The 22009-nt window shown below is 53.2% G+C and carries 20 protein-coding genes and 1 pseudogene; 8 read left to right on the top strand and 13 right to left on the bottom strand.

Going from position 1 to position 22009, the window contains the following annotated elements:
* Nucleotides 1-254 precede the first annotated feature (254 nt).
* Entirely contained in the window at nt 255-1709 is a 1455-nt protein-coding gene (locus tag WCC56_RS02410; protein WP_424690849.1) for an MDR family MFS transporter, read from the top strand.
* Between the two features lie 59 nt (nt 1710-1768).
* On the opposite strand, the gene WCC56_RS02405 is transcribed toward WCC56_RS02410, so the two are convergent.
* On the bottom strand, nt 1769-2062 hold the full coding sequence (locus WCC56_RS02405; protein WP_424690848.1) for a DUF1161 domain-containing protein: 294 nt from the start codon (nt 2060-2062) through the stop codon (nt 1769-1771).
* A 56-nt stretch (nt 2063-2118) separates the two neighbouring features.
* The gene (locus tag WCC56_RS02400) at nt 2119-2469 is read right to left on the bottom strand and encodes a DUF1283 family protein (RefSeq protein WP_424690847.1); all 351 of its coding nucleotides are present in this window, start codon (nt 2467-2469) and stop codon (nt 2119-2121) included.
* Nucleotides 2470-2598: 129 nt separating this feature from the next.
* On the opposite strand from WCC56_RS02400, the gene WCC56_RS02395 reads away from it, so the two are divergent.
* Nucleotides 2599-2931: a YnfA family protein gene (locus tag WCC56_RS02395; protein ID WP_424690846.1), complete on the top strand. Its 333-nt coding sequence runs from the start codon at nt 2599-2601 to the stop codon at nt 2929-2931.
* Between the two features lie 54 nt (nt 2932-2985).
* On the opposite strand, the gene WCC56_RS02390 is transcribed toward WCC56_RS02395, so the two are convergent.
* The 5 genes from WCC56_RS02390 to rstA form a co-directional block, all read right to left on the bottom strand.
* Nucleotides 2986-3801 carry a trypsin-like serine peptidase gene (locus WCC56_RS02390; RefSeq protein WP_424690845.1) on the bottom strand — a complete coding sequence of 272 codons (816 nt, stop codon included), beginning with the start codon at nt 3799-3801 and terminating at the stop codon, nt 2986-2988.
* Between the two features lie 285 nt (nt 3802-4086).
* The gene (gene asr / locus WCC56_RS02385) at nt 4087-4551 is read right to left on the bottom strand and encodes an acid resistance repetitive basic protein Asr (RefSeq protein ID WP_424690844.1); all 465 of its coding nucleotides are present in this window, start codon (nt 4549-4551) and stop codon (nt 4087-4089) included.
* 161 nt (nt 4552-4712) lie between these two features.
* Nucleotides 4713-6203, bottom strand: coding sequence for a carboxypeptidase M32 (locus tag WCC56_RS02380; protein ID WP_424690843.1), 1491 nt, complete (start codon nt 6201-6203; stop codon nt 4713-4715).
* Nucleotides 6204-6232: 29 nt separating this feature from the next.
* Nucleotides 6233-7534, bottom strand: coding sequence for a two-component system sensor histidine kinase RstB (rstB, locus tag WCC56_RS02375; RefSeq protein ID WP_424690842.1), 1302 nt, complete (start codon nt 7532-7534; stop codon nt 6233-6235).
* Entirely contained in the window at nt 7531-8259 is a 729-nt protein-coding gene (rstA, locus tag WCC56_RS02370; RefSeq protein ID WP_424690841.1) for a two-component system response regulator RstA, read from the bottom strand. The genes rstB and rstA overlap by 4 nt, the downstream gene beginning before the upstream one ends.
* A 174-nt stretch (nt 8260-8433) precedes the next feature.
* Between rstA and WCC56_RS02365 the strand changes: the two genes are divergently transcribed.
* Nucleotides 8434-8847 (top strand): hypothetical protein, encoded by a 414-nt coding sequence (locus WCC56_RS02365; protein WP_424690840.1) that lies wholly within the window; start codon nt 8434-8436, stop codon nt 8845-8847.
* On the opposite strand, the gene WCC56_RS02360 is transcribed toward WCC56_RS02365, so the two are convergent.
* The gene (locus WCC56_RS02360) at nt 8844-10235 is read right to left on the bottom strand and encodes an amino acid permease (protein WP_424690839.1); all 1392 of its coding nucleotides are present in this window, start codon (nt 10233-10235) and stop codon (nt 8844-8846) included. The genes WCC56_RS02365 and WCC56_RS02360 overlap by 4 nt on opposite strands.
* Nucleotides 10236-10462: 227 nt before the next feature.
* Nucleotides 10463-11413, bottom strand: a complete 951-nt coding sequence (gene ydgH, locus WCC56_RS02355) for a DUF1471 family protein YdgH (protein WP_424690838.1) — start codon at nt 11411-11413, stop codon at nt 10463-10465.
* Between the two features lie 518 nt (nt 11414-11931).
* Between ydgH and pntA the strand changes: the two genes are divergently transcribed.
* Together pntA and pntB are read left to right on the top strand one after the other, a co-directional pair.
* Nucleotides 11932-13461 (top strand): Re/Si-specific NAD(P)(+) transhydrogenase subunit alpha, encoded by a 1530-nt coding sequence (pntA, locus tag WCC56_RS02350; protein ID WP_424690837.1) that lies wholly within the window; start codon nt 11932-11934, stop codon nt 13459-13461.
* A gap of 10 nt (nt 13462-13471) precedes the next feature.
* Complete coding sequence (pntB, locus tag WCC56_RS02345; protein WP_424690836.1) at nt 13472-14860, top strand: Re/Si-specific NAD(P)(+) transhydrogenase subunit beta; 1389 nt, start codon at nt 13472-13474, stop codon at nt 14858-14860.
* Between the two features lie 79 nt (nt 14861-14939).
* Here the strand turns inward: pntB and uspE are convergent, their stop codons facing one another.
* From uspE to WCC56_RS02330, 3 genes and pseudogenes are all read right to left on the bottom strand, one after another.
* On the bottom strand, nt 14940-15890 hold the full coding sequence (gene uspE / locus WCC56_RS02340; protein WP_424690835.1) for a universal stress protein UspE: 951 nt from the start codon (nt 15888-15890) through the stop codon (nt 14940-14942).
* A gap of 287 nt (nt 15891-16177) precedes the next feature.
* The gene (locus WCC56_RS02335; RefSeq protein WP_013202029.1) at nt 16178-16933 is read right to left on the bottom strand and encodes an FNR family transcription factor; all 756 of its coding nucleotides are present in this window, start codon (nt 16931-16933) and stop codon (nt 16178-16180) included.
* A 196-nt stretch (nt 16934-17129) separates the two neighbouring features.
* Nucleotides 17130-17323 (bottom strand): annotated as a pseudogene (locus WCC56_RS02330) (cytochrome C biogenesis protein CcdA); the annotation flags it as partial.
* 104 nt (nt 17324-17427) lie between these two features.
* On the opposite strand from WCC56_RS02330, the gene smrA reads away from it, so the two are divergent.
* The gene (smrA, locus tag WCC56_RS02325) at nt 17428-18000 is read left to right on the top strand and encodes a DNA endonuclease SmrA (RefSeq protein ID WP_424690834.1); all 573 of its coding nucleotides are present in this window, start codon (nt 17428-17430) and stop codon (nt 17998-18000) included.
* A 12-nt stretch (nt 18001-18012) separates the two neighbouring features.
* On the opposite strand, the gene WCC56_RS02320 is transcribed toward smrA, so the two are convergent.
* Nucleotides 18013-18936 (bottom strand): LysR substrate-binding domain-containing protein, encoded by a 924-nt coding sequence (locus tag WCC56_RS02320; RefSeq protein ID WP_424690833.1) that lies wholly within the window; start codon nt 18934-18936, stop codon nt 18013-18015.
* Between the two features lie 287 nt (nt 18937-19223).
* Here WCC56_RS02320 and WCC56_RS02315 point away from each other — a divergent pair, with 287 nt between their 5' ends.
* Nucleotides 19224-20543: an MFS transporter gene (locus tag WCC56_RS02315; RefSeq protein ID WP_424690832.1), complete on the top strand. Its 1320-nt coding sequence runs from the start codon at nt 19224-19226 to the stop codon at nt 20541-20543.
* A gap of 97 nt (nt 20544-20640) precedes the next feature.
* Nucleotides 20641-21993 carry a 2-oxoadipate dioxygenase/decarboxylase HglS gene (gene hglS / locus WCC56_RS02310; protein ID WP_424690831.1) on the top strand — a complete coding sequence of 451 codons (1353 nt, stop codon included), beginning with the start codon at nt 20641-20643 and terminating at the stop codon, nt 21991-21993.
* Nucleotides 21994-22009 lie beyond the last annotated feature (16 nt).

Genomic DNA, 22009 nt, shown 5'->3' with positions numbered 1-22009 from the left:
ATAAAGGGTTTGAAAGCGCCCTAAAACCTATAGCAGGCCAGGGTGGACATGCCAAGTTTTAGGCCTAAAATCAGTAGGATAGTTTTCGACCATACCCGGTTAAAACCCTTGTCAGGACTGGGATTAGTTCAATGAAAATATTTTATCGTCAAATAGGTGACGCTGTAACAATTGAGCGGCAATGAGAAAGCACATTTCGGAAACTCTTACCGCAAATCCAGGCCAGAATAGAAGGAGTTAAGTTAAGGAGCCCTATGTCTGAATCCGCACAACACCAGGTCACTCATCGCCACTGGATACTGGTTGCCGCCATGCTGGCGATGTTTATGGCGGCTATTGAGGTGACTATTGTTGCCACGGCTATGCCGACTATCATTGCCGAACTGGGCGGCTTTTCGCTGTTTAGCTGGGTATTCTCTATCTACCTGCTGACACAAGCTGTCAGCGTCCCGATTTATGGCCGCCTGGCCGATCTTTGGGGCAGGAAAAGGGTGTTCTTTATTGGCACCTCACTCTTTTTACTGGGTTCAATCCTTTGCGGATTTGCCAGCAATATGGTTTGGCTGATCCTGTTCAGGGCATTTCAGGGGCTGGGTGCAGGGGCCATCATGCCGCTGACCTCGACCATTATTGCCGATGTCTATCCGCCAAAAGAGCGGGCCAGCATTCAGGGGTGGTTATCCAGCGTCTGGGGCATTGCGGCCATCACCGGCCCACTGACTGGCGCCTGGATAGTTCAGCACTTTAACTGGTCGCTGATCTTCTGGGTGAATGTGCCGATTGGCATTGTCTCGATGTTGATGCTCGCCAAATGGTTCCCTGAGTCCAGTAAGGAACAGACGCAGAAGTTGAATCTGGCTGGCAGCGGCTGGCTGATGCTCACGGTCACGGCTATGTTGACCGCGCTTTTACAGGCAGAGTCTCTGGGCTACTGGACGGTAGTTTTACTGGCGATTGCCTTGCTGTCAGGTTTTGCGCTAGTCAGGCATGAAAGAAGGGCAGATGAACCGCTGTTCCCGTTCGCGATTTGGCGCAGTCGCACCTTAGTGGCCGGTAATGCCGGAAATCTGGTGATTGGCGCGGCGATGATGGGCATCAGTGCCTTTCTGCCGACCTGGATTCAGGGCGTGAATGGCGGTACGCCGCTGCAGGCAGGCAGTGCGCTGGCGATGATGTCCATCGGTTGGCCGTTAGCCAGTACGCTAAGTGGACGACTCATGCAGCGGACCTCATACCGGTTTACCGCGCAGCTGGGTTCTGTGTTGCTGATTATCGGTACGGCGATGTTACTGACGTTGCACAGCAACAGTTCGGTGCTTCACGCCGGGATTTCAGCCTTTGTGATTGGCACTGGCATGGGCATGACCAGCACCACCTTCCTGATTGCCGTGCAAAACACCGCTGAGTTTCATATCCGGGGGATTTGCACTGCGTCAATCATGTTCAGCCGGATGTTAGGCTCAGCGCTTGGGACGGCGGTATTAGGGGCGGTGTTGAACTATAACCTGCTTGTCCGCCTGCCGGATTACACCGATCCGGTGCAGCAAATTATGTCGCAGAGTCAACGTGAAGCGTTGCCCACCGATTCTTTACAACAGATGATTGGTGAGATTGCGTTGTCACTGCATTGGGTATTTGCTGTCTCGGTGGCCATTGCTGTAGCAAGCTTAGTGATTGCGAGGTTTATCCCGGCTACTAAACCGCATTGAGAGTGAGTGGTGGGGGATTTTAAGGCAGTGAAGGGGGCGAGATTTTCGCCCCCAACGGCTCAGGAGGCAGGAGCATCCTGAGAAGTGCCGGTATTGGCAGGCACCGAGTCGTTGTCAGCGCCATTGCGCTTATAAACAATTTTCTGTGTGTCGTTTTCGCAATGACCGACAACCTGGCCACCGGCCTGGTCTGCCTGATCGTTAGGCACAATCTCCAGAGAGAAATCGCCCGCTGGCACACCGTTGTTAACAATTTTCTGATTAATGTCCGCTTTAACCGTTTCACAGGAGGCCTGCGCGGCAAGCGGTGCCACAACCATCAGTGCGGCTAACATCCACTTAGTGTGTTTCATTATGTCATCCCTTTTTTTGCGTGAGCTAACAAAACTGCGCTAACAAGAAGCGTAGCTTAAGGCGCGATGATCTGGCGACCAGAGCGGCGATCCAGACAGCGCTGAGTGTTTGGCTCCCAATACGCATTCACGTTCAGGCTTTGGTCACAGGCATCACGGACATCAGCCGCCCGATCATACTTGTCGAAGTTTTTCTCAACGCGGGTGTTCACTTTACTGCGCAGACGGTTGGTCTCATCCCACTGCTCTTTGTCCTGACGAGCCTGCTCGTTGCTCAGAGCGTTATTTCCATCCTGAATAATCAACCTGTCAGTTTGCGCCTGCGCGCTCTGCTGGATGCTGAACAAAGCGCCAAAAAGCACCAGCGGCAGAGCAGCCTTGCTCAGATGTTTTTGCCATTGTTTCATCGTCGTTTCCTTGGTTTTCATGTTTATCGCAACGCTTAACGGCTTACGCCTGCTTCAGGTAGTATATCATCTGACGGAAAAGGCTCACCAGTCAGCCGCGTCTTCGTTTAGGTTTCAGAGAGTGAATAGATGCTGTTTTTTAAGACAACCTTACTGTTTTTCCTCACTGCGCTGGCAGAAATTATAGGCTGTTTCCTGCCCTATCTGTGGCTTAAAAAAGGCGGGTCTGTGCTGTTATTACTGCCAGCGGCGATCAGCCTTGCCGCTTTTGTCTGGTTGCTAACCCTGCATCCAGCGGCGAGCGGGAGGGTTTATGCCGCTTACGGCGGGGTGTATGTGATGACGGCGTTGCTGTGGTTACGTTTTGTTGATGGCGTAAAGTTGAGTCAGTATGACTGGCTGGGCGCTATTGTTGCCTTCAGCGGCATGTTGATTATTGTAGCGGGTTGGGGACGAACTTAACGGGCAGCGGGCAAGTGACCTGCAGAAGATGCTGAGGAAACTGGCCCGTTTAACTTATTCCTGGGCTAAGGCTTCCAGATTATCGCGGAAGGCCGTTACGGCAATCGCCCGGTTATCTGCCTGATAACGATCTTTTGCTGCCGGGGCAGAGCTTTGAACCGCAATCAGTTGCCACGCATTATTGACCTCCAGTAAGAGCGGGGAGCCGCTATCACCGGGCAAGGTGTCGCACTGATGAGAAAGCACGCCTTTCTGCGCCCAGCCGGTCACCAGACAATCGGTATGAGAATAAAGTGTTTCAAGATGATCCAGCGGATAACCTGCCTGGGTCACTTTGCGATCCTTTTTTTTTAATGCATCGGTTAAATCACTTCGGCTGCCATCAAATAAAGGGATCGGCGTAATTCCGGAGGGAGGATTGCGTAATATGATCAGACCGTAATCGAAGGGTGCAGCAGAAGAAGGGACAATCCAGCCGTCGCCGTCTGCTTTTAATTTGTGGCCGAGTTCTGGATCCACACGGGTTTCAATATCATGAATGTCATAGCGCCAGCGGCCTTTGGTATTCGAGATAAAGCGCAGGGCAATGGCCTTGTCAACTTTACCCGGAGGTGCCAGCAGGCAGTGACCAGCGGTAAGAACCAGATGAGCCGAAATAAGGGTAGCGCTACAGAGATTGCCGCTTGCCGTTTCCAGCTGGCCGATAGCTTCCCAGGGTTGGCTGGCAGTGTCAGCCACAGCTTTGCGATCGTCTTTACCAAAGAACAGCGTTTTGACGTCCGCCGCGCTTGGGCTTTCATCATCATCATCTGCGTGGGCATAAAACGAAAAGGCTAAACATCCGATTAAAAAAACAGCTGTCAGTCGCATGTCTCTCTCTGAGTGGAGAATGAGTAAGGGGAGTTAACCACGGCGTGATAATAACTATAGACGTATAGTCAACTAAAGGGGAGTTTAATTTGGAATATCAGCACGCTACGAAATTACAGGTAAAAGCTGGCGGCGATTACACCACAAAGGATCATACAGCCGAGGATAATTTCGAATAAATAGCGACGCACCATCATCCGATACTCCAGCAAAGAAACACCCGGCATTATCCGGGTGTTTGAGTGAAAGTCTATTGAGGGGGGAGCAGCGCTCCCGCTTCATCAATTACGCTTTAGGAGCAGCGGCTTTCGGGGCAACTTTCTTGTGGTGGACTTTTTTAGCAGACTGAGCTTTCTGAGCTACTGGTTTAGCGGCTTTCTTGTGGTGCACTTTTTTAGCAGCCTGAGCTTTCTGAGCTACTGGCTTAGTGGCTTTCTTGTGGTGCACTTTCTTAGCAGCCTGGGCTTTCTGAGCTACTGGCTTAGTGGCTTTCTTGTGGTGCATTTTCTTAGCAGCCTGGGCCTTCTGAGCTACTGGCTTAGTGGCTTTCTTGTGGTGTACTTTTTTAGCAGCCTGGGCTTTCTGCACAGTTGCTTTGTGTTTTTTGTGATGCTTGGCAGTAGACGCTTTGGCCGGAGCAGCAGTAGTTGCAGCAGAAGTGGTTGCTGGTGCAGCGGTGGTTTCAGCAGCGAAAGCAACTGAAGACAGACCCATTGCAGCGGCTACAACCAGAGCAAATAATTTTTTCATTGAAAAACCCTCAAAAGTTTAGTTCATGTGTCAGCCCACTGCGGGGCCGGTGAAGCAACTATATGAGAAGGGGGAAAGGCTTTCAGTGAGTGATTGGTATCGGCGTGTAACGGATTGTACAAACAGCGGAAGGCAGGCTTGTAGCCTGCCTTTAAGGAGGATCAGCAGTCGTTTAAATAGCGGTTTTCGAGGTGCTGACGGAAGTACTGCGGGTTGAGATCTTCTCCGGTAGCGTTCTCAATCAGCTGACGGGTGCTGAAACGGCTGCCATGTTGCCAGATATTCTGTTGTAACCAGTCGAACACGGGCTGCAGGTTGCCATCACGAAGTAATTCATTGACGTCCGGCAGCGCCTTTTTTACGCCCTGGAACAACTGAGCGGCGTACATTGCACCCAATGTGTAAGTCGGGAAGTAGCCAAAAGCCCCATCAGTCCAGTGAATGTCCTGCATACAGCCATCACGATAATTGCCGGTGGTATCCAGCCCAAGCAGCGACTGCATCTTCTGCTGCCAGAGTTCAGGAATATCGTCGACTTCAATCTCGCCTTCAATCAACGCACGTTCGATTTCATAACGCAGGATAATGTGCGCCGGGTAGCTTACTTCATCGGCATCAACGCGGATCAGGCCTGGCTTCACCCGCTGATTCAGGGCAATAAAGTTAGACTCTTCCAGCGCAGGCTGATCGCCGATTAACAGTTTTACCTGTGGCAGTAACAGGCTGAGGAAGTCGGCGCTGCGTCCGAGCTGCTTTTCAAAGAACAGGCTTTGCGATTCATGAATAGCAGTGGAACGCGCATGGGAAACCGGCTGGCCTGCCCACTGTTTCGGTAAGTTCTGCTCATAACGGGCGTGACCCGTTTCGTGGATCACGCCCATCATGGCGCTGATAAATTCGTTTTCGTTGTAGCGAGTGGTGATACGGACATCCTCAGGAACCCCCCCGCAGAACGGGTGCGCGCTGACATCCAGTCGGCCAGCGTTAAAATCAAAGCCCAGTTGATTCATCACCGCCAGGCCAAGCTGCTTCTGGGATTCAACGGCAAACGGACCCACCGGCACATCCACGGTTTCCTGAGCTTGTTTATCAACGATGCGCTGCAGCAACGAAGGCAGCCACTCTTTGATCTCTCCGAAGGTTTTATCCAGCTTCGCACTGGTCATCCCTGGCTCGAAAATATCTAACAACGCATCGTAACGGGAGCAGCCGTTTGCCTGAGCGCGGATTTCGGCTTCCTCGCGACTTAGCTTTACCACTTCCTTCAGGTTCTCTGCAAAGCCTTGCCAGTCATTGGCCGGGCGCTGTTGACGCCAGGCGTGCTCACAGCGGGAACCGGCAATAGACTTCGCTTCAACCAGCGAGGCCGGAAGGAGGGCGGCCTGCTGCCAGGCGCGACGCATCTCGTACAGATTGGCGCGTTCAACATCGTTCAGCGAAGCCTGCTCAGCTTCATCCAGCCAGTGACCCACTTCTTTGGCCGTCAGGATTTCATGCTGGAGCACACTCAGTTCTGCCAGGGCTGCGCCGCGAGCGCTGCTGCCGCCTGGTGGCATCATTGTCATCATATCCCAGCCGGTAATGGCGGAGAGGTGGCTGAACCGCGAAAGGCGAGTGAAGGTCCGGGTTAAATTAGCGTAGGCAGATGACATGGAGCTCCCTTGAAGGTTTTATGGCGCTGTCAGGCAGCGCGAGGTGAAGATAAGGGTAAATTAACTGGCCAGCAAAAGCGAACGCTGGCGCCACCGAGCGGGCTGGCATCAATCAGCACATAGCCATCAAATGCCTGAGCAATGGAGTGGACAATCGCCAGTCCAAGTCCACAGCCTCCGGTAGCACGGTCACGGCTGGGGTCAAGACGGACGAAGGGCTCGAAGACTCGCTCACGCTCTTCCAGTGGAATGCCCGGCCCATCGTCTTCCACCTGCAGGCAGGCCACATCACCATCAAACCACAGGCCTACGCGCAGGCGTTTGTCGGCATAACGCAGCGCATTGTTAACCAGATTATCCAGCACGCGTTCCATTAACCGCGCATCAGCCACGCCCAGATTCTGGCGTTGCGGCATATCCAGCTCGATATCAACATCTGGCTGAACCGATCGGATATCATCCAGCCGTTCCCGCAGCCACTCGGCCAAATCCAGCGATTGCAAATTCAGATCAACCTTAGGGCGATCGAGTCGGGCATAAGTCAGCAACTCTTCAATCAGCGCCTCCAGCTGACCAATATCCCGATTAAGCGCCGCCGCTTCGGCATCGGTCAGGTTATCGCTCATCTCCAGCCGGTAACGCAGGCGCACCAGCGGCGTGCGCAGCTCATGAGCTATGCCGTCAATCAGCTGTTTTTTACTGGCGACTAAGGTGTTGATGTTATCGGCCATCTGGTTAAAAGCGACGCCAAGCCGTAATAAACTGGAGGCGCTGTCAAAATGAATACGTTCATTCAGATGTCCCTGACCAAACCGCTGGGCCGCTGTTTCCAGCCTCAGCATGTCTTTCCAGTGTGGCCTCATCCAGATAAATACCGGCAAAGCCAAAGAGATCCCAATAAAGGCTAATAGCGCGATATCCAGAATGCGCATTTCATGCAGGAAGAACAGGTAGGGAATAGGGCCAACCGCCAGCACATAATGGCTGCGCGGAATGTGCTGCAGGAAGGTGTATTCATCATCCAGCGCAACAATCTCACCGGCACGCAAACGACGCAGGGTTTGCGGATCAAGCTGATATTTACTCATCGGTTCAATGTGCAGCTTGAACGAGAGGTTCAGCTCCAGATTGTCGATGGTCTTGTTCCAGTCGCGCGGCGGGATCTCACGCAGTTCGCTACGCATCAGATAGAGCGAGCTTTTCATCAGGTCGTCCATCGACTGGCGACCGGCGCGCTCGGCGGTAAATTTGTAGACCAGGCCGACCAGCATCGCCATCACCAGAAAACAGACGAACAGCAGCAGGTAAAACTGAATAAACAGCTTTTTCATTTAGCGTCCCAGGCGTGTGGAGCAAAAAGGTAGCCTTTATTACGGATGGTCTTGATTCGATAGGGTTCCGTGGCGCTGTCCAGCAGCTTTTTACGCAGGCGGGAGATGGCTACATCGATGCTGCGATCCAGACCATCGTAGCTGACGCCACGCAGCGTTTTTAGCAGGGCATCACGGTTGAGGATCGAACCGGCATGCGTAGCCAGTTCCCACAGCAGATCAAAGTCAGCGGTGGACAGAGCGACCACGTCCTCATTCAACGAAACCTGACGATTGACGGGATCGATAGAAAGGGAGCCGAAACGCAGAGCATTCTGACCCGCCACTTTAGGGGCTATCTCATCGCTCTGGCTGCTGTTGCCAGCCTGACGCAAATGCAAACGTAAGCGCGCCAGCAGCACGGCTGGCGGCGTCGTTTTCAGAATATAATCATTGGCCCCCATCTCAAGAGAGAGAATGTGGTTCATGTCGCTGTCGAGGGAGGTCAGCAGCACAATCGGCCCTGACCAGTTTTGCCCGGCTCGCAGGTCACGGCACAATGTCATGCCGTCTTTGCCTGGCAGCATAATGTCCAGCATCACCAGGTCTGGCATGGCAGCAGCGATAGTGGCTTCGGCCCTATCGCCACGGCTTTCAACAATTACTTCAATATCATGGCGACTCAGATAAGCGGCGATCAGCTCGCCAACATCCTGGTCATCTTCGACAAACACGATTTTGTTCATAGGGCTGTTTTTCTGAAAGGGAAAGGCAAGATTACTCTTTGTTAAACTTAACTACTATTACCCGCGGCTAAATAACGTCAGATGTATAGTATAAGCACCCTATACTATGCCATTATACGCGCCGGGTTGCTGTGGCGACTCAGGGGAATAATCTTGAGAGAAAGGAGAACGAGAGTGTCTGATAAAAAGCTGGCATCTGCCGGGTGCAGTGATTATATCTGCCTCAATTATATCGATTTTCTCGCCGCTTCCTGCAAAAAGCGTTGGAGCTTCATGGATGCGATTTACGGGGTTATCCCGATTTTTGGTGTGGTGACCCGCAAGTCCCGGGACCTGCCGGAAATCCCTTCCGAAAGGCTGAAAGCGCTGGCGTTACAAATCATTTCGACCCAGGTCAGTGATGAGATCAATATCGCCCGATTGATAACCCTCGCTGAACAACAACACATTGAACAGTTTGATATTCTTCTGCCTTATTCGCTGTCGGATCGGCAGCTTGACCTCGTCCATCAGGAGTACGTCAAGCCGCTTACCCTGCAGCAGAATGATGACCGCTTAACGGTCAACCTTCCTGCCTTCTCGCACTAGCTAGCCAGCGTCCACATCGCGGGTAGCGACGCTATCACCAGCAAAGCCATTGCCCCTTTTTCCAGCACGTTGAGCTTCTCCGTCCCTCGTCCACCGCGGCGGGCAAACAGGAACAGCATCACGCCAGGCGCATACAGCACCACAGAAAGCAGTAAATGCAGCGGGCCTGAGGCATAAAGCAGCCAGAGACCGTAAATGCTGGCTCCGCTGGCGATAGCCATTACGCCAGGCCGGTTGAGCTGACGCGCCACCTTGAACAGATAAGCCCCGACCAGGAAATACGGCACCAGGATCATCTCTGAGGCGATTGTCAGCAGCGTGTTGTAATCCGAGCCGGTCAGCCAGATTAACACCAGGCACACTTGCACGCTGATGTTGGTGAGCCAGAGAGAAGCCGAAGGGGCACCGCGACGGTTCTGCCTGGCCAGAGAGCGGGGGAAAGCCCCATGTTCAGCGGCCATCAGCGGAACTTCAGCAGCCATGATCGTCCAGCTCAGGTATGCACCACAAACCGACACAACCAAGCCCACGGCGATGATCACGTCTCCCCAGGAACCGATCAGGCTGGTCATCAACCCCGCCATGGAGGGATTGCGCATCTCAGCCAGTTCAGCTCTTGGCACGATGCCCAAAGAGAGTAGGGTGACCAGCAGGTAAACGATTAATGCCGCCATCACCGCCAGCAAGGTGGCTCGCCCAACATCTTTCTTATTACGGGCACGGGCAGAAACCACAACGGCACCTTCCACGCCAATAAATACCCACAGCGTAATCAGCATGGTGTCCTTCACCTGCTGCCAGACCGGTGTACCCAGCGCCAGGCCAGTGAAATCAAAATGGAATCGGTCGTAATTAAACGCAATGGCAGCCAGCACCACAAACAGTCCTAAAGGCACCAATTTTCCGAGTGTCGCGACCAGGTTGATGCTGGCTGCCGTTTGCACGCCGCGCAGTACCAACCAGTGGACCATCCACAACAGCACCGAGGCACCAAGCACAGACTGCCAGGTGTTGCCATCGCCAAACACCACGTGTCCCGGTGAATCGGTGAAGAAACTGAGCGCGGAAAAAACGATCACCAGATAGGAGACGTTAGCTATCACCGCACAAAGCCAGTAGCCCCAGGCTGAACAAAATCCTACCAGCTCGCCGAAGCCTGCTCTGGCATAGGTGAAAATGCCGCCATCCAACTCGGGTTTCAGACGTGTCAGTAACAGCAACGTCAGTGACAGCAAAATAATGCCTGCGCCAGTGATTGCCCAGCCAATTAACAGCGCTGCCGGACTGGCTACTGCCGCCATGTTTTGCGGCAGGCTGAAAACACCTGCGCCAAGCATCGAGCTGAGCACCAGAGCGGTGAGCGCGGTAAGACCTAATTTTTTGTCCAAAAAAACATCCCGATAGCAGAATAAAAAACCAGTTCAGTGAAGATCCATCGCTTTTAATGCGAGTAAAGCGCGGATGCGGTGAAGGGATCCACTGAAGACGGCGGCGATTCTACGGAGTGAGCGCAACAGATGCAATGCGAACAGGCTGGTTTATGACTGGTTATGCAGAAAAGTGCTGGAAAGTATGCAAAGAGAAGAGACGGCCTGGCAGCCGTCTCTCAGGGAGATTACTTGAAGAGGTCAGCAGACACGGTCAGGTTACCACCGCTCTGATTCGACCACTGACGCGTGACGTGATAGTACTTCGCGCCTTTCTTGATAGCGGCCTGGCCTACAGCTTCAGAAATTTCGGTTGGTGTACCGAAATGCCCGGTAAAGGTCACGCTATCGAACGGCTGCATTTGAGCAGCAGTCACGGCATTCACTTCCTGCACGCTTTTGCCATCAGGTGTTTTAACCGTGTAACGCTGGCCGGAAGAGGACTGCGTTTCGAAGAAACGTCCCACATCGGCGCTTGGGGTTGCGGAAGAGGCAACGCCTGGGATCTGCACTTTAGCGGCTTCTGCGCCACCGGCTGCCAGGGCTACTTTACCAGCCTGAGAGTCAGCAGGGATCAGGTCAGGAGACTGAACTTTACGCTCTGCTGCATCCGCTTTATAGACATAGGCAGTGATGTACTGGTTACCGCCACTGTTGGCATCAATCTGACGAACAATAAAGAAAGAGGCAGCGCCTTTCTTTTTAGCCGCTTTGGTGATGGCATCGTTAACTTCAGGCTGACTACGGTAGAAACCACTGATCGAAACGGTATCAAAGGGTTCTAATTTGTAGGCATCTGCCTTTTTCAATTCACGGACACCGTTGATGATACGGTCGTCTGACGGCGCTGCTTGAGCGGCGTCGTTGTGATAAACATCAGCGACGACACGCCAGTTTCCGCCATTGCCATTAGTATCGCTGATACTTTGGATATAGTAGGAAGCCGCACCTAGCTCATCGGCCCGTTTAGACACGGCAGCGCTGGCGTCATTAATTGCATTAAAACGGCCGGAAATCGCAATGCGATCAAAGGGTTTGAGCGTGGCCGCTTTCTCTGGAGACAGTTCCTGTGCCGCAAAAGCGGAGAGTGATGTCAGTGACAACAGGGCTGACGCCAGAATGGTGTTCTTCAGCTTCATAAAAATAATCCTTCGCCTTACGCAAAAAATGAGTACGAAAACGTGCTGGACTCTTGATGTGTAACAGATTAGCAGCCGATTATTGCATGTAATAATGCCTGCTGTCTCAGCCATTTTGAGCGGTGCGCTGTCGCCAGTGAGCGTAGAAGGGATGAGGTGATTGAAAAATTGTTAAATTGCGTGGTTAGCCCCCGGCTTACCACCTAAGCAGGTTATTGATATCACTTATATCGTTAATTCATTGTTAAATAATATGTTTTTGCATTCTCAATAAACGAGTCAGGGTGTTTTTTGCTAGCAGATTATGCGTATTTGTCGAGTAAATACAGCATCAAAGTGATGCTTTTGCCACTTGTCTCTGAATTTTTATATGAAAAGTTGCGAAGTGTCGGGCTGTGGCTGGATCGCAGCTCGTATTTTCAGTAGGTTATAAACAGTTTGAAACAGATCCTGCACCGGTCATTCTGGCTGTTGCAGCAGGACCAACCATCATCTTACCTCTGATGAAAGGGAATATTATGCTAATTGGAATAACCAAAGAGCGGTTGCCCAACGAAGCGCGTGTCGCTGCCACACCGAAAACGGTAGAGCAGCTTTTAGCACTCGGCTTCAGTGTCGCGATTGAGCACGACGCCGGGAAACTGGCCAGTTTTGATGATGCTGCTTATGCGTCAGCAGGGGCCACGCTGGTAGACACTGCCACCGTCTGGCAATCCGATATCGTTCTTAAGGTCAACGCACCGGATGACCAGGAGATTGCCCTGACCCGTGAAGGCAGTACGCTGGTGAGCTTTATCTGGCCAGCACAGAATCCTGAGCTGCTGGAAAAACTGGCAGCCCGCAAAGTGACCGTCATGTCGATGGATGCCGTGCCGCGTATTTCCCGCGCCCAGTCACTGGATGCGTTGAGTTCCATGGCTAACATCGCTGGCTACCGCGCTATCGTTGAGGCCGCGCACGAATTTGGCCGCTTCTTCACTGGCCAGATCACCGCCGCAGGTAAAGTTCCACCAGCGAAAGTAATGGTGATTGGTGCTGGTGTGGCAGGCCTTGCCGCGATCGGTGCTGCGGGTAGCCTTGGCGCTATCGTCCGCGCCTTCGACACCCGCCCTGAAGTAAAAGAACAGGTGCAGAGTATGGGTGCCGAGTTCCTTGAGCTGGACTTTGAAGAAGAAGCCGGCAGCGGTGACGGTTACGCCAAAGTGATGTCAGAAGCCTTTATCAGGGCAGAGATGGCGTTATTTGCGGCCCAGGCTGAAGAGGTGGACATTATTGTCACCACAGCGCTGATCCCAGGCCGTCCGGCTCCAAAGCTGATTACCGCTGAGATGGTGGCTTCGATGAAGCCGGGCAGCGTGATTGTCGATTTAGCGGCACAAACTGGCGGCAACTGTGAACTGACCGTAGCCGATCAGGTGACGACTACCGCAAATGGCGTGAAAATCATTGGCTATACCGATCTGCCAAGCCGTTTACCTACCCAGTCTTCCCAGCTTTACGGAACTAATCTGGTCAACCTGCTGAAACTGCTGTGCAAAGAGAAAAACGGCGAAATCACCGTTGATTTCGAAGACGTGGTCATCCGCGGTGTTACGGTTATCCGCGAAGGCGAAGTGACCTGGCCTGCGCCGCCAATTCAGGTTTCTGCTGCACCGAAAGCGGCCCCAGCGGCAAAATCTATCGAAAAAGTAGAGAAGAAGCCGGTTTCTCCTTTCCGCAAATATGCGCTTTTCGCGTTGGCTATTGTGTTGTTTGGTTGGTTCGCCAACGTGGCTCCTGCCGCGTTCCTGTCGCACTTTACCGTCTTCGCACTTTCCTGTGTTGTCGGTTACTACGTGGTCTGGAACGTCAGTCATGCGCTGCATACGCCGCTGATGTCAGTGACCAATGCGATTTCAGGGATCATCGTCGTCGGCGCTGTCCTGCAAATCGGCCATGGCGGTTGGGTCAGCTTCCTGTCATTTGTTGCGGTACTGATTGCCAGTATCAATATTTTCGGTGGTTTCACCGTCACTCAGCGCATGCTGAAAATGTTTCGTAAGAACTAAGGGGTAATCAATGTCTGGCGGATTAGTGACTGCAGCATACATTGTTGCCGCAATTCTTTTTATATGCAGCCTGGCTGGGTTGGCGAAACATGAAACGGCAAAACAGGGCAACCTGTTCGGCATCAGCGGGATGGCGATTGCGTTGTTGGCCACTTTGCTTGGCCCGGACAGCGGCAACGTTGGCTGGGTACTGATAGCCATGGTCATCGGTGGCACTGTTGGTATTCGTCTGGCGAAAAAGGTCGAAATGACCGAAATGCCAGAACTGGTTGCCGTGTTGCACAGCTTTGTCGGTATGGCGGCGGTGTTGGTTGGGTTTAACAGCTACCTCGATCACGGCCCTGGCCTGGATGCGGTGCTGGAAAACATCCATCTGACCGAAGTGTTTGTCGGCATCTTTATCGGTGCGGTGACCTTCACGGGGTCTTTGGTAGCGTTTGGCAAACTGCGCGGAAAAATTTCCTCACGCCCGTTGATGCTGCCCCATCGTCATAAGCTGAACCTGTTGGCGCTGGTGGTTTCACTTTGCCTGCTGATCGCCTTTGTCCGCACGGACAGCACTGGCGTTCAGATCTTTGCACTGCTGATTATGACGCTGATTGCACTGGCCTTCGGCTGGCATCTGGTGGCCTCCATCGGTGGCGCGGATATGCCGGTTGTGGTTTCAATGCTTAACTCTTATTCAGGTTGGGCAGCGGCAGCGGCGGGCTTTATGCTCAGCAACGACCTGCTGATTGTGACCGGTGCGTTGGTGGGGTCAAGCGGGGCGATCCTCTCTTATATTATGTGTAAGGCGATGAACCGTTCGTTTGTCAGCGTGATTGCCGGCGGCTTTGGTACCGACAGCAGTTCAACGGGTGAAACCGATGAAGTGGGCGAACATCGCGAAATTGATGCGCAGGCCACGGCAGAGATGCTGAAGAACTCCACTTCGGTGATCATCACCCCGGGCTACGGCATGGCGGTAGCGCAGGCGCAATATCCGGTTGCGGAAATTACCGAAAAGCTGCGCGCCCGTGGGATCAAAGTTCGCTTTGGTATCCATCCGGTTGCCGGTCGTCTGCCTGGGCACATGAACGTGCTGCTGGCTGAAGCCCGAGTGCCTTATGACATCGTGCTGGAAATGGACGAGATCAACGACGACTTCAGCAACACGGATACCGTGCTGGTGATTGGCGCCAACGATACGGTGAACCCGGCTGCACAGGAAGATCCCCGCAGCCCAATCGCTGGTATGCCGGTGCTGGAAGTGTGGAAAGCGCAAAACGTGGTGGTGTTTAAGCGTTCAATGAACACCGGCTATGCTGGTGTCCAGAACCCGCTGTTCTTTAAAGAGAACACCCAGATGCTGTTCGGCGATGCGAAAGCTACCGTTGATGCCATTCTGAAAGCGTTGTAAAAGAAAACCCCCGTCTGGCTGGGGTTTACAGAGAAAAGGCCGGGTATTCCCGGCCTTTTTTGATCTTTAAAGACGGTGATTAATCGTCCTCATCATCATCAAGTTCAATCGGCGAGGCAAAACCGTCTGGTTTAATCGCCAGCAAATCACAGCGCAGATGATCGATGACCTGCTCAGCCGTATTACCCAGGAAAGCGGCAGAGATACCGGTGCGGCCAATCGTGCCCAACACCACCACACCAGCATCAAGATGCTCAGCTAAATTCGGGATAACCTCTTCAGGCAAGCCTTTATCTACGTGAGTGAACTTCTCATCAATGCTGAACTTCTGCCGCAACGCTTTCATTGCCAGCAGATGTTGACCACGGATCGCATCGTTATAGACGCTTGGGTCAAAGTCTGGCAGCTCAATGGCGATATTGATTGGAGTGATAGGGTAGGCGCCAACGAGGTGAACTTGGGTATGGTTGACTAAATCCGCCAGCTCGAGCGTCTCTTTCACCAGCTTGGTATTCAGTGGGTCGTGATGAGGTTCTTCGCTGGCGAGGTTAACGGCTACCACTGCGCGACCGCCTTCCGGCCAGGGCTGATCCTTCACCATCCATACCGGGCAGGGGCATTTACGCAGCAGATGCCAGTCGGTTGGGGTAAAGACCACCGCCTGCAGGCGATCGTGCTGATGAGCCATCTTCAGCACCAGGTCGTAACGGCCATTCAGCACCTCCTGAATGATCGCCTCGTAAGGCCGGTTATGCCAAATCACCTTAATATCAATGGCCACACCCGCATCCAGATAAGACTGGGCCTGTTCGCGGATCCATTCGGTGCGCTGACTGACCACGCCTTTGCGCATCGTTGTGCGTTCATCTGGCGACAGCAGGGTGGTCATTTCGTACGAGAAGTCGTAGATAGGCAGGAAAGCGGTGATCCGGCCACCAAGGCGCTGGTTAAGGTACACAGCGCGGCGGAGCGCAGGCTGATCGTCTTGTTGCGGATCGATCGCAACGAGAATGTTTTGATACTTGGTCATAACGGGTTCTCCAGACACTGATCTTGATAGCTTAAAGATAGCCCAATAGCGCCTGGTGCAGAAGGAAAAAGTTATAGGCGGATCAATATTATAACAAATAATAAGCAGGCTATTCACAAGGAACTCAGCAACGGGAAAAGGGCTAAAAACCAGGCAAGTCGAACGGATTGAGGTGCTTTTCTCTTTTCTTCTTTTATATAAAGCTGGAGCTTAGAGAGGTGAATGCTGATTTGCTGCAGGAAGGGGAAAACGAAGCCGGGTTGGCAGAGCAACCCGGCTGAGAATCATCAGGCTATTGCGCGGCTTTGACCGGCAAGCTGCGACAGCACATCATGATCTTCAATAGTGATGTATTTGCCTTTCACCGCCAGCATACCGCTTTTCTGAAAACGGCCGAGCAAACGGCTGATGGTTTCTACCGTTAAGCCCAGATAGTTACCGATGTCGCCACGGGTCATGGTCAGACGAAACTCGCGCGGTGAGAAGCCACGTTCGGCAAACCGGCGGGAGAGGCCATAAATAAAGGCCGCCAGGCGCTCTTCAGCGTTTTTCTTGGACAGCAGCAGGATCATCTCCTGGTCGCCTTTGATCTCGCCGCTCATCAGACGCATCATCTGCTGGCGCAGGCTGGGCATTTTACCTGACAGGTCATCGAGGGTTTCAAAAGGAATTTCGCACACCATCGCCGTTTCCAGCGCCTGGGAGAAACTAGGGTGTTGACCGCCGTTAATGGCATCAAAGCCCACCAGGTCACCCGCGAGATGGAAACCGGTAATCTGTTCGTCACCCTGTTCGGTGATGGTATAACTCTTGATGGTTCCGGAACGAATAGCGTACAGCGATTTCAACTCGTCCCCAGCTTTGAACAGCGTCTGGCCTTTCTGGATCGGCTTTTTGCGTTCGATAATATTATCCAGCTGATCGAGTTCATGCTCGTTCAGCGTGAAAGGAATACAGAGCTGACTGATGCTGCAATCCTGACAGTGAATCGCACAACCGCCAGACTGGATACGTCTGTTGATAACACGCTTTTCCGGGATCATAGAGATACGCTCGATTGATTATTGACTGGAATCAATTTTAACATTTTTTTGTTACAGAAGGGAACTGATCCGAGCAGTTTTAGCCATATAAAAAGAAGGGATGCTGTACAAAATTTCATCCCATTGAATATATTAACTTTAATCATTCATCAGGCTGAATACCTGCTCCTGGAGCGTCAGGGTAGTGGTTTGTATTTCATTTTTCCGTCACGCGAGCAGGTTGTTCTACTTTTATGATAAGCATCAAAATCCCTGCAAAGAGGGATAAAACCGTCCGGGTCCAGACAACCCGACGATATCAAAGAAGGGTAAACCTGGCGAAGCGCTCGCCGGGGCAAGAAAGTTACTCAGGCCGGCAGACAGGGTATAAATCGAAATTGACGCTCCTTTAGGTTTGGAGGGTTAAGGGGATCGCTTCCGGCCAGACTTTTGCTAAACTTGCTGGGTGGAGCCTCTCTCCACCTGCGTTTTTATGACCTCCGGGGGACCGCAAAATGAATCTTGACGAGCAGGATCTGTTTAAAGATGCGATGGAAATGGAAGACGTTAAGCCGCTTAAGGATTGTGCCAATGTTCACTGGTTGAAATCCCCCTCAACCAAATCTCCCCGCACCGCGCTGGAAGAGCAGCAGTTAGATAATCCTCTTACCAGCGGTTTTCTCACCATTCTCCCGCGCGATACGCCACTGGAGTTTAAAGCCGAGGGGATCCAGCAGGGCGTCCTCGAAAAACTACGACAGGGGAAATATCCTGCCAGCGCCACGCTAAATCTGTTGAGACAACCGGTGGAGGCCTGTCGCCAGACTCTTTACAGCTTTATGTTGCTGGCAGAGCAGGAGAACTACCGCAATCTGCTGATCGTGCACGGTAAAGGCCGTGAGGATGATTCCCACGCCAATATTGTGCGCAGCTATCTGGATCGCTGGCTTCAGCAGTTTGAGCTGGTGCAGGCCTATTGCTGCGCGCTACCGCAACACGGTGGTAGCGGTGCCTGCTATGTAGGACTGAAGAAAACGGAGCAGGCCCGGCTGGAAAACCGGGAGCGCCACGCCAAACGCAGCCGTTAACTTTAGCGCTGGCTAACCAGAATGGGATTTACGGACGGTAGCCAGCAGCACTTCTGCGCTCAGGCTCAGAGGTGCGCCGGTGCGGGTGATGATGCCAACAGATTCGCCAGGCCCGTGTGTGGCAATTGGCAAGGCAGCCAGCGACTGATGCAGTAAATCTTCTTTGATCGCGCCGGAAGGCACAAACCAGACGTAGTTGTAACGCAGGGCGAGTTGTCGGGCGAGGGAAGTCGCGGACGTCTCCACCAGGGTTGAAGGCAGGCGACAACCTTGTTCTTTAATCATCTCATCTGCCAGACGCCTTGGTGCCGTGCCTTCTGGCGAGATCACTACTGGCCAGGAAAGCGCCTTAGACAGTGTGACGTTGTCACTCAGTAGCGGGTGATCAGGCCGCACAACCAGCCGCAGGTTTTCCATAAACAGCAGTTCATAGGTCAGCCCGGTCATCATCTCAGGATCGGCCATGCGGCCAATCCCCACGTCGAACTCCCCGGCCCTCAATCCGGCAATTAACACATTGTTGTGCAGGGTAGCGACCTGAACGATTGCCTGGGGTTGTAGCTGATGGAAGCGATCCAGTATCGAAGGCAGCATGCCCAGCGCCACGGTCGTTAACACGCCGACACGGAGCACGGCAGGCTGATCAATATCGGCCGGGCTAAAGGACTGTCCAGCGTGATTAAGCGCATCAAGGATCCTGACCGCATGCGTTAAGAACTGCTCGCCCATCGTCGTTAGCTTTGCGCCCAAACGCCCGCGATCGAACAGTCTAGCACCCGCCAGTTCCTCCAGCTCGTTGAGGGTTTTAGACAGCGCAGGTTGGCTGAGCGACAGCGTTTCGGCGGCACGGCCTAAAGTCCCTTGCTGAGCAACGGCGACAAAGGTATGCAGATGGCGCAAGCGAATGCGCTGATTAAACAGGTAATTTTTATCCATAATCCAGCGTAAGTAGCAGGCCAGCCAACTGGCAAGGCGCAGTAAAGAGATCTGTTAACCTTATTGCAAAATTTAGTTAACATTTGAGGCTTTTGCACAGTTTTCCATCACTTTTCTGCTCGGTGTGACGGGTTTTATATCAAAGCTCTTTATCAAATGGGCGAATGACAAACCCCGTCATCATCAATTAGCCAGGTCAACAGGCGGACAATCCGTTATCATAACCGACACTTTTTTTCAGGAAACGACGCCAGCCCCTGAATGCTGCTGGCCCATGGAGCGCTAACGTGGAAAGTACCGCTGCGATTGATGTTCGTGCCTTGATTAACCAAGGTCGCATCAGCCGTTACCAGCAAAGGATCATTGCCCTGTGCTTTGCCGTAGTGGCAATGGACGGCATGGACATTGCCCTGATGGGGTTTATTGCACCGGCGCTGAAAAGTGACTGGGGCGTGAGCACCCATCAACTTGGGGCGGTGATCAGTGCCGCACTGATTGGCCTGGCGTTAGGAGCAATGCTGGCAGGGCCGCTGGCTGACCGTTTTGGTCGCCGGGTGGTGATCATCAGCAGCGTGTTCTTTTTCGGCCTGTGGACGCTGATGACTGCGCTGTCGCAAAACGTCGACCAGATGATGCTGTTCCGCTTCCTGACCGGGCTGGGAATGGGGGCAGCCATGCCCAATGTTGGCACGCTGGTGGCGGAATACTCTCCTGAACGTAAACGCGCCTTCATTATCACCGTGGTGTTCTGTGGCTTCACCTTTGGCGCGGCGGGCGGTGGGTTTGCTGCTTCCTGGCTGATCCCCAATTTTGGCTGGCACGCGGTGTTAGTGGTGGGCGGCCTGTTACCGCTGCTAATGGTGCCCATCCTGATTAAAGGCCTGCCGGAGTCCGTGCGTTTCCTGATTTCCAGGCAGGCTCCGGCTGAGCGAATCCGCCAGATTGTTGCTAAAATGGCGCCGGACCAACCGCTGAGCGGACGCCAGTTCGTCCTGCCTGAAAAGCCACAACATCAAGGCGCGGCCCGTCTGGTATTAAGCCGTCCTTACCTGCTGGGCAGCACCTTGTTGTGGGGCGCTTATTTTATGGGCTTGTTCCTCGTCTACCTGATCGGCAGCTGGTTACCTTCGCTGGTGAAAGATATGGGGATGACGGTCACACAGGCGGCGTTGGTCACCGCGATGTATCAGGCTGGCGGCACGGTAGGGTCGCTTTTTGCCGGCTGGATGATGGATCGGTTTAATGCCAACCTGGCGCTGGCGGCAATCTACTTCACCGGCGCTATCGCCACCGTAGCCATTGGTTTTGCTCCGGCCCACACGCTGATCCTCAGCCTGGTTGCTTTCTGCAGCGGATTTTGCCTGAACGGGGCCAATACCGGCATGAATGCCCTTTCGGCCAGCTATTATCCCACTCACGCCCGCGCTACGGGCTCCAGCTGGATGCATGGCGTAGGGCGAATTGGAGCCATTCTCAGTGCTTTTGCTGGCGCGCAGATGCTGTCGATGGGCTGGAATATCACCGACGTGTTCTCAAGCCTGGCGATCCCAGCGGTGCTGACCTCCTTGCTGCTGGTGGCAAAATACCGTTACGGCTACCTTCGTTAGCTGCCAATGTCGGACAGGATCACAGTTTAACAATAATTTTTTCCGGCTCCGGCGCTTTCCAGTACTCTGACTGCATCACTGCAATAAGGGTCAGAAAATGGAAAGTTCATGGGTATCCGCCGACAGCCTTCGCGCAGGGTTTGCCAGTGCAATGTCGGAGATGTATCAGCAGGAAGTGCCGCAATATGGCACGCTGCTGAAGCTGGTTTCGCAGGTCAATGCAGAGGTTTTGGCGCAAAATCCGACCCTGAAGCAGCAGCTGGAACGTGACAATGAGCTCTCAAGGCTCAGCGTGGAACGTCACGGCGCGATTCGCGTTGGCACGGCAGCTGAACTGTCCCTGTTGCGGCAGGTTTTTGCCATTATGGGCATGTATCCCGTCGGCTATTATGACCTCTCGCAGGCCGGTGTGCCGGTCCATTCCACCGCCTTTCGTCCGGTAGAGGATGAAGCGCTGAACGCTAACCCTTTCCGCCTGTTTACCTCCTTACTCCGTTTAGAGCTGATTGACGATCCCGCTTTGCAGCAGCAGGCCGCTGAAATTTTAGCCGCACGTGATATCTTCACGCCGCGTTGCCGCGAATTGGTCAATCTGCATCAGCAGCAGGGCGGATTGACCGCACAGCAGGCCGAAGAGTTTATTCCTGAAGTGCTGGAAACGTTCCGCTGGCATCAGCAAACCACCGTTGATCAAGCTACCTATCAGGCTCTGCTTCAGCAGCACCGTCTGATTGCTGATGTGGTTTGTTTTCCCGGTTGCCATATCAATCACCTGACGCCACGGACGCTGGATATCGATCGCGTGCAATCGCTGATGCCCGAAGCCGGGATCACGCCGAAGGTGATTATTGAAGGCCCGCCTCGTCGTGAAGTCCCGATCCTGCTGCGACAGACCAGTTTCAAAGCGCTTGATGAGGTTGTGCGTTTCCGGGACGCTCAGCAGGGAACACACACCGCCAGATTTGGAGAAATCGAGCAGCGTGGCATCGCACTCACCGCCAAAGGCCGTGAACTGTACGATCGCTTGCTGCAAGTGAGTGAAACCGGCAGTGAGAACCCCATTCACCAACAGAAACTGGGCGAAGTTTTTCGGGATTTTCCAGATGATGCCAGAAGCTTAAGAGAGCAACAGCTTGCCTGGTTTACTTACCGCCTGAGCGAAAAGGGCAGATCCACTCCAGAGAGAATTGCACAGCTGCCTGTTGAGTCGCTGCTTGCAGAGGGACTGATCGTCGCAACGCCGATGATTTATGAAGATTTCCTGCCGGTCAGTGCCGCAGGGATCTTCCAGTCCAATCTGGGCAGTGAAAATCAACCCAGAACTCAGGGCCACAGCAGCAAGGCCGAGTTTGAAAAAGCGTTAGGAGCGACAGTGCAGGATGAAATTGCGCTGTATGCACAGAGGCAAAAAGCCAGTCTGGCGAGATGCGGTGTGACGCAGATGAACTGATAAAGAGGGGCAAAAA

The organism is Erwinia sp. (assembly GCF_049696395.1).
Taxonomy (GTDB): Bacteria; Pseudomonadota; Gammaproteobacteria; order Enterobacterales; family Enterobacteriaceae; genus Erwinia.
Note: the sequence above shows the minus strand (reverse complement) of the source record. Positions and strands in the feature narration are given on the sequence as shown.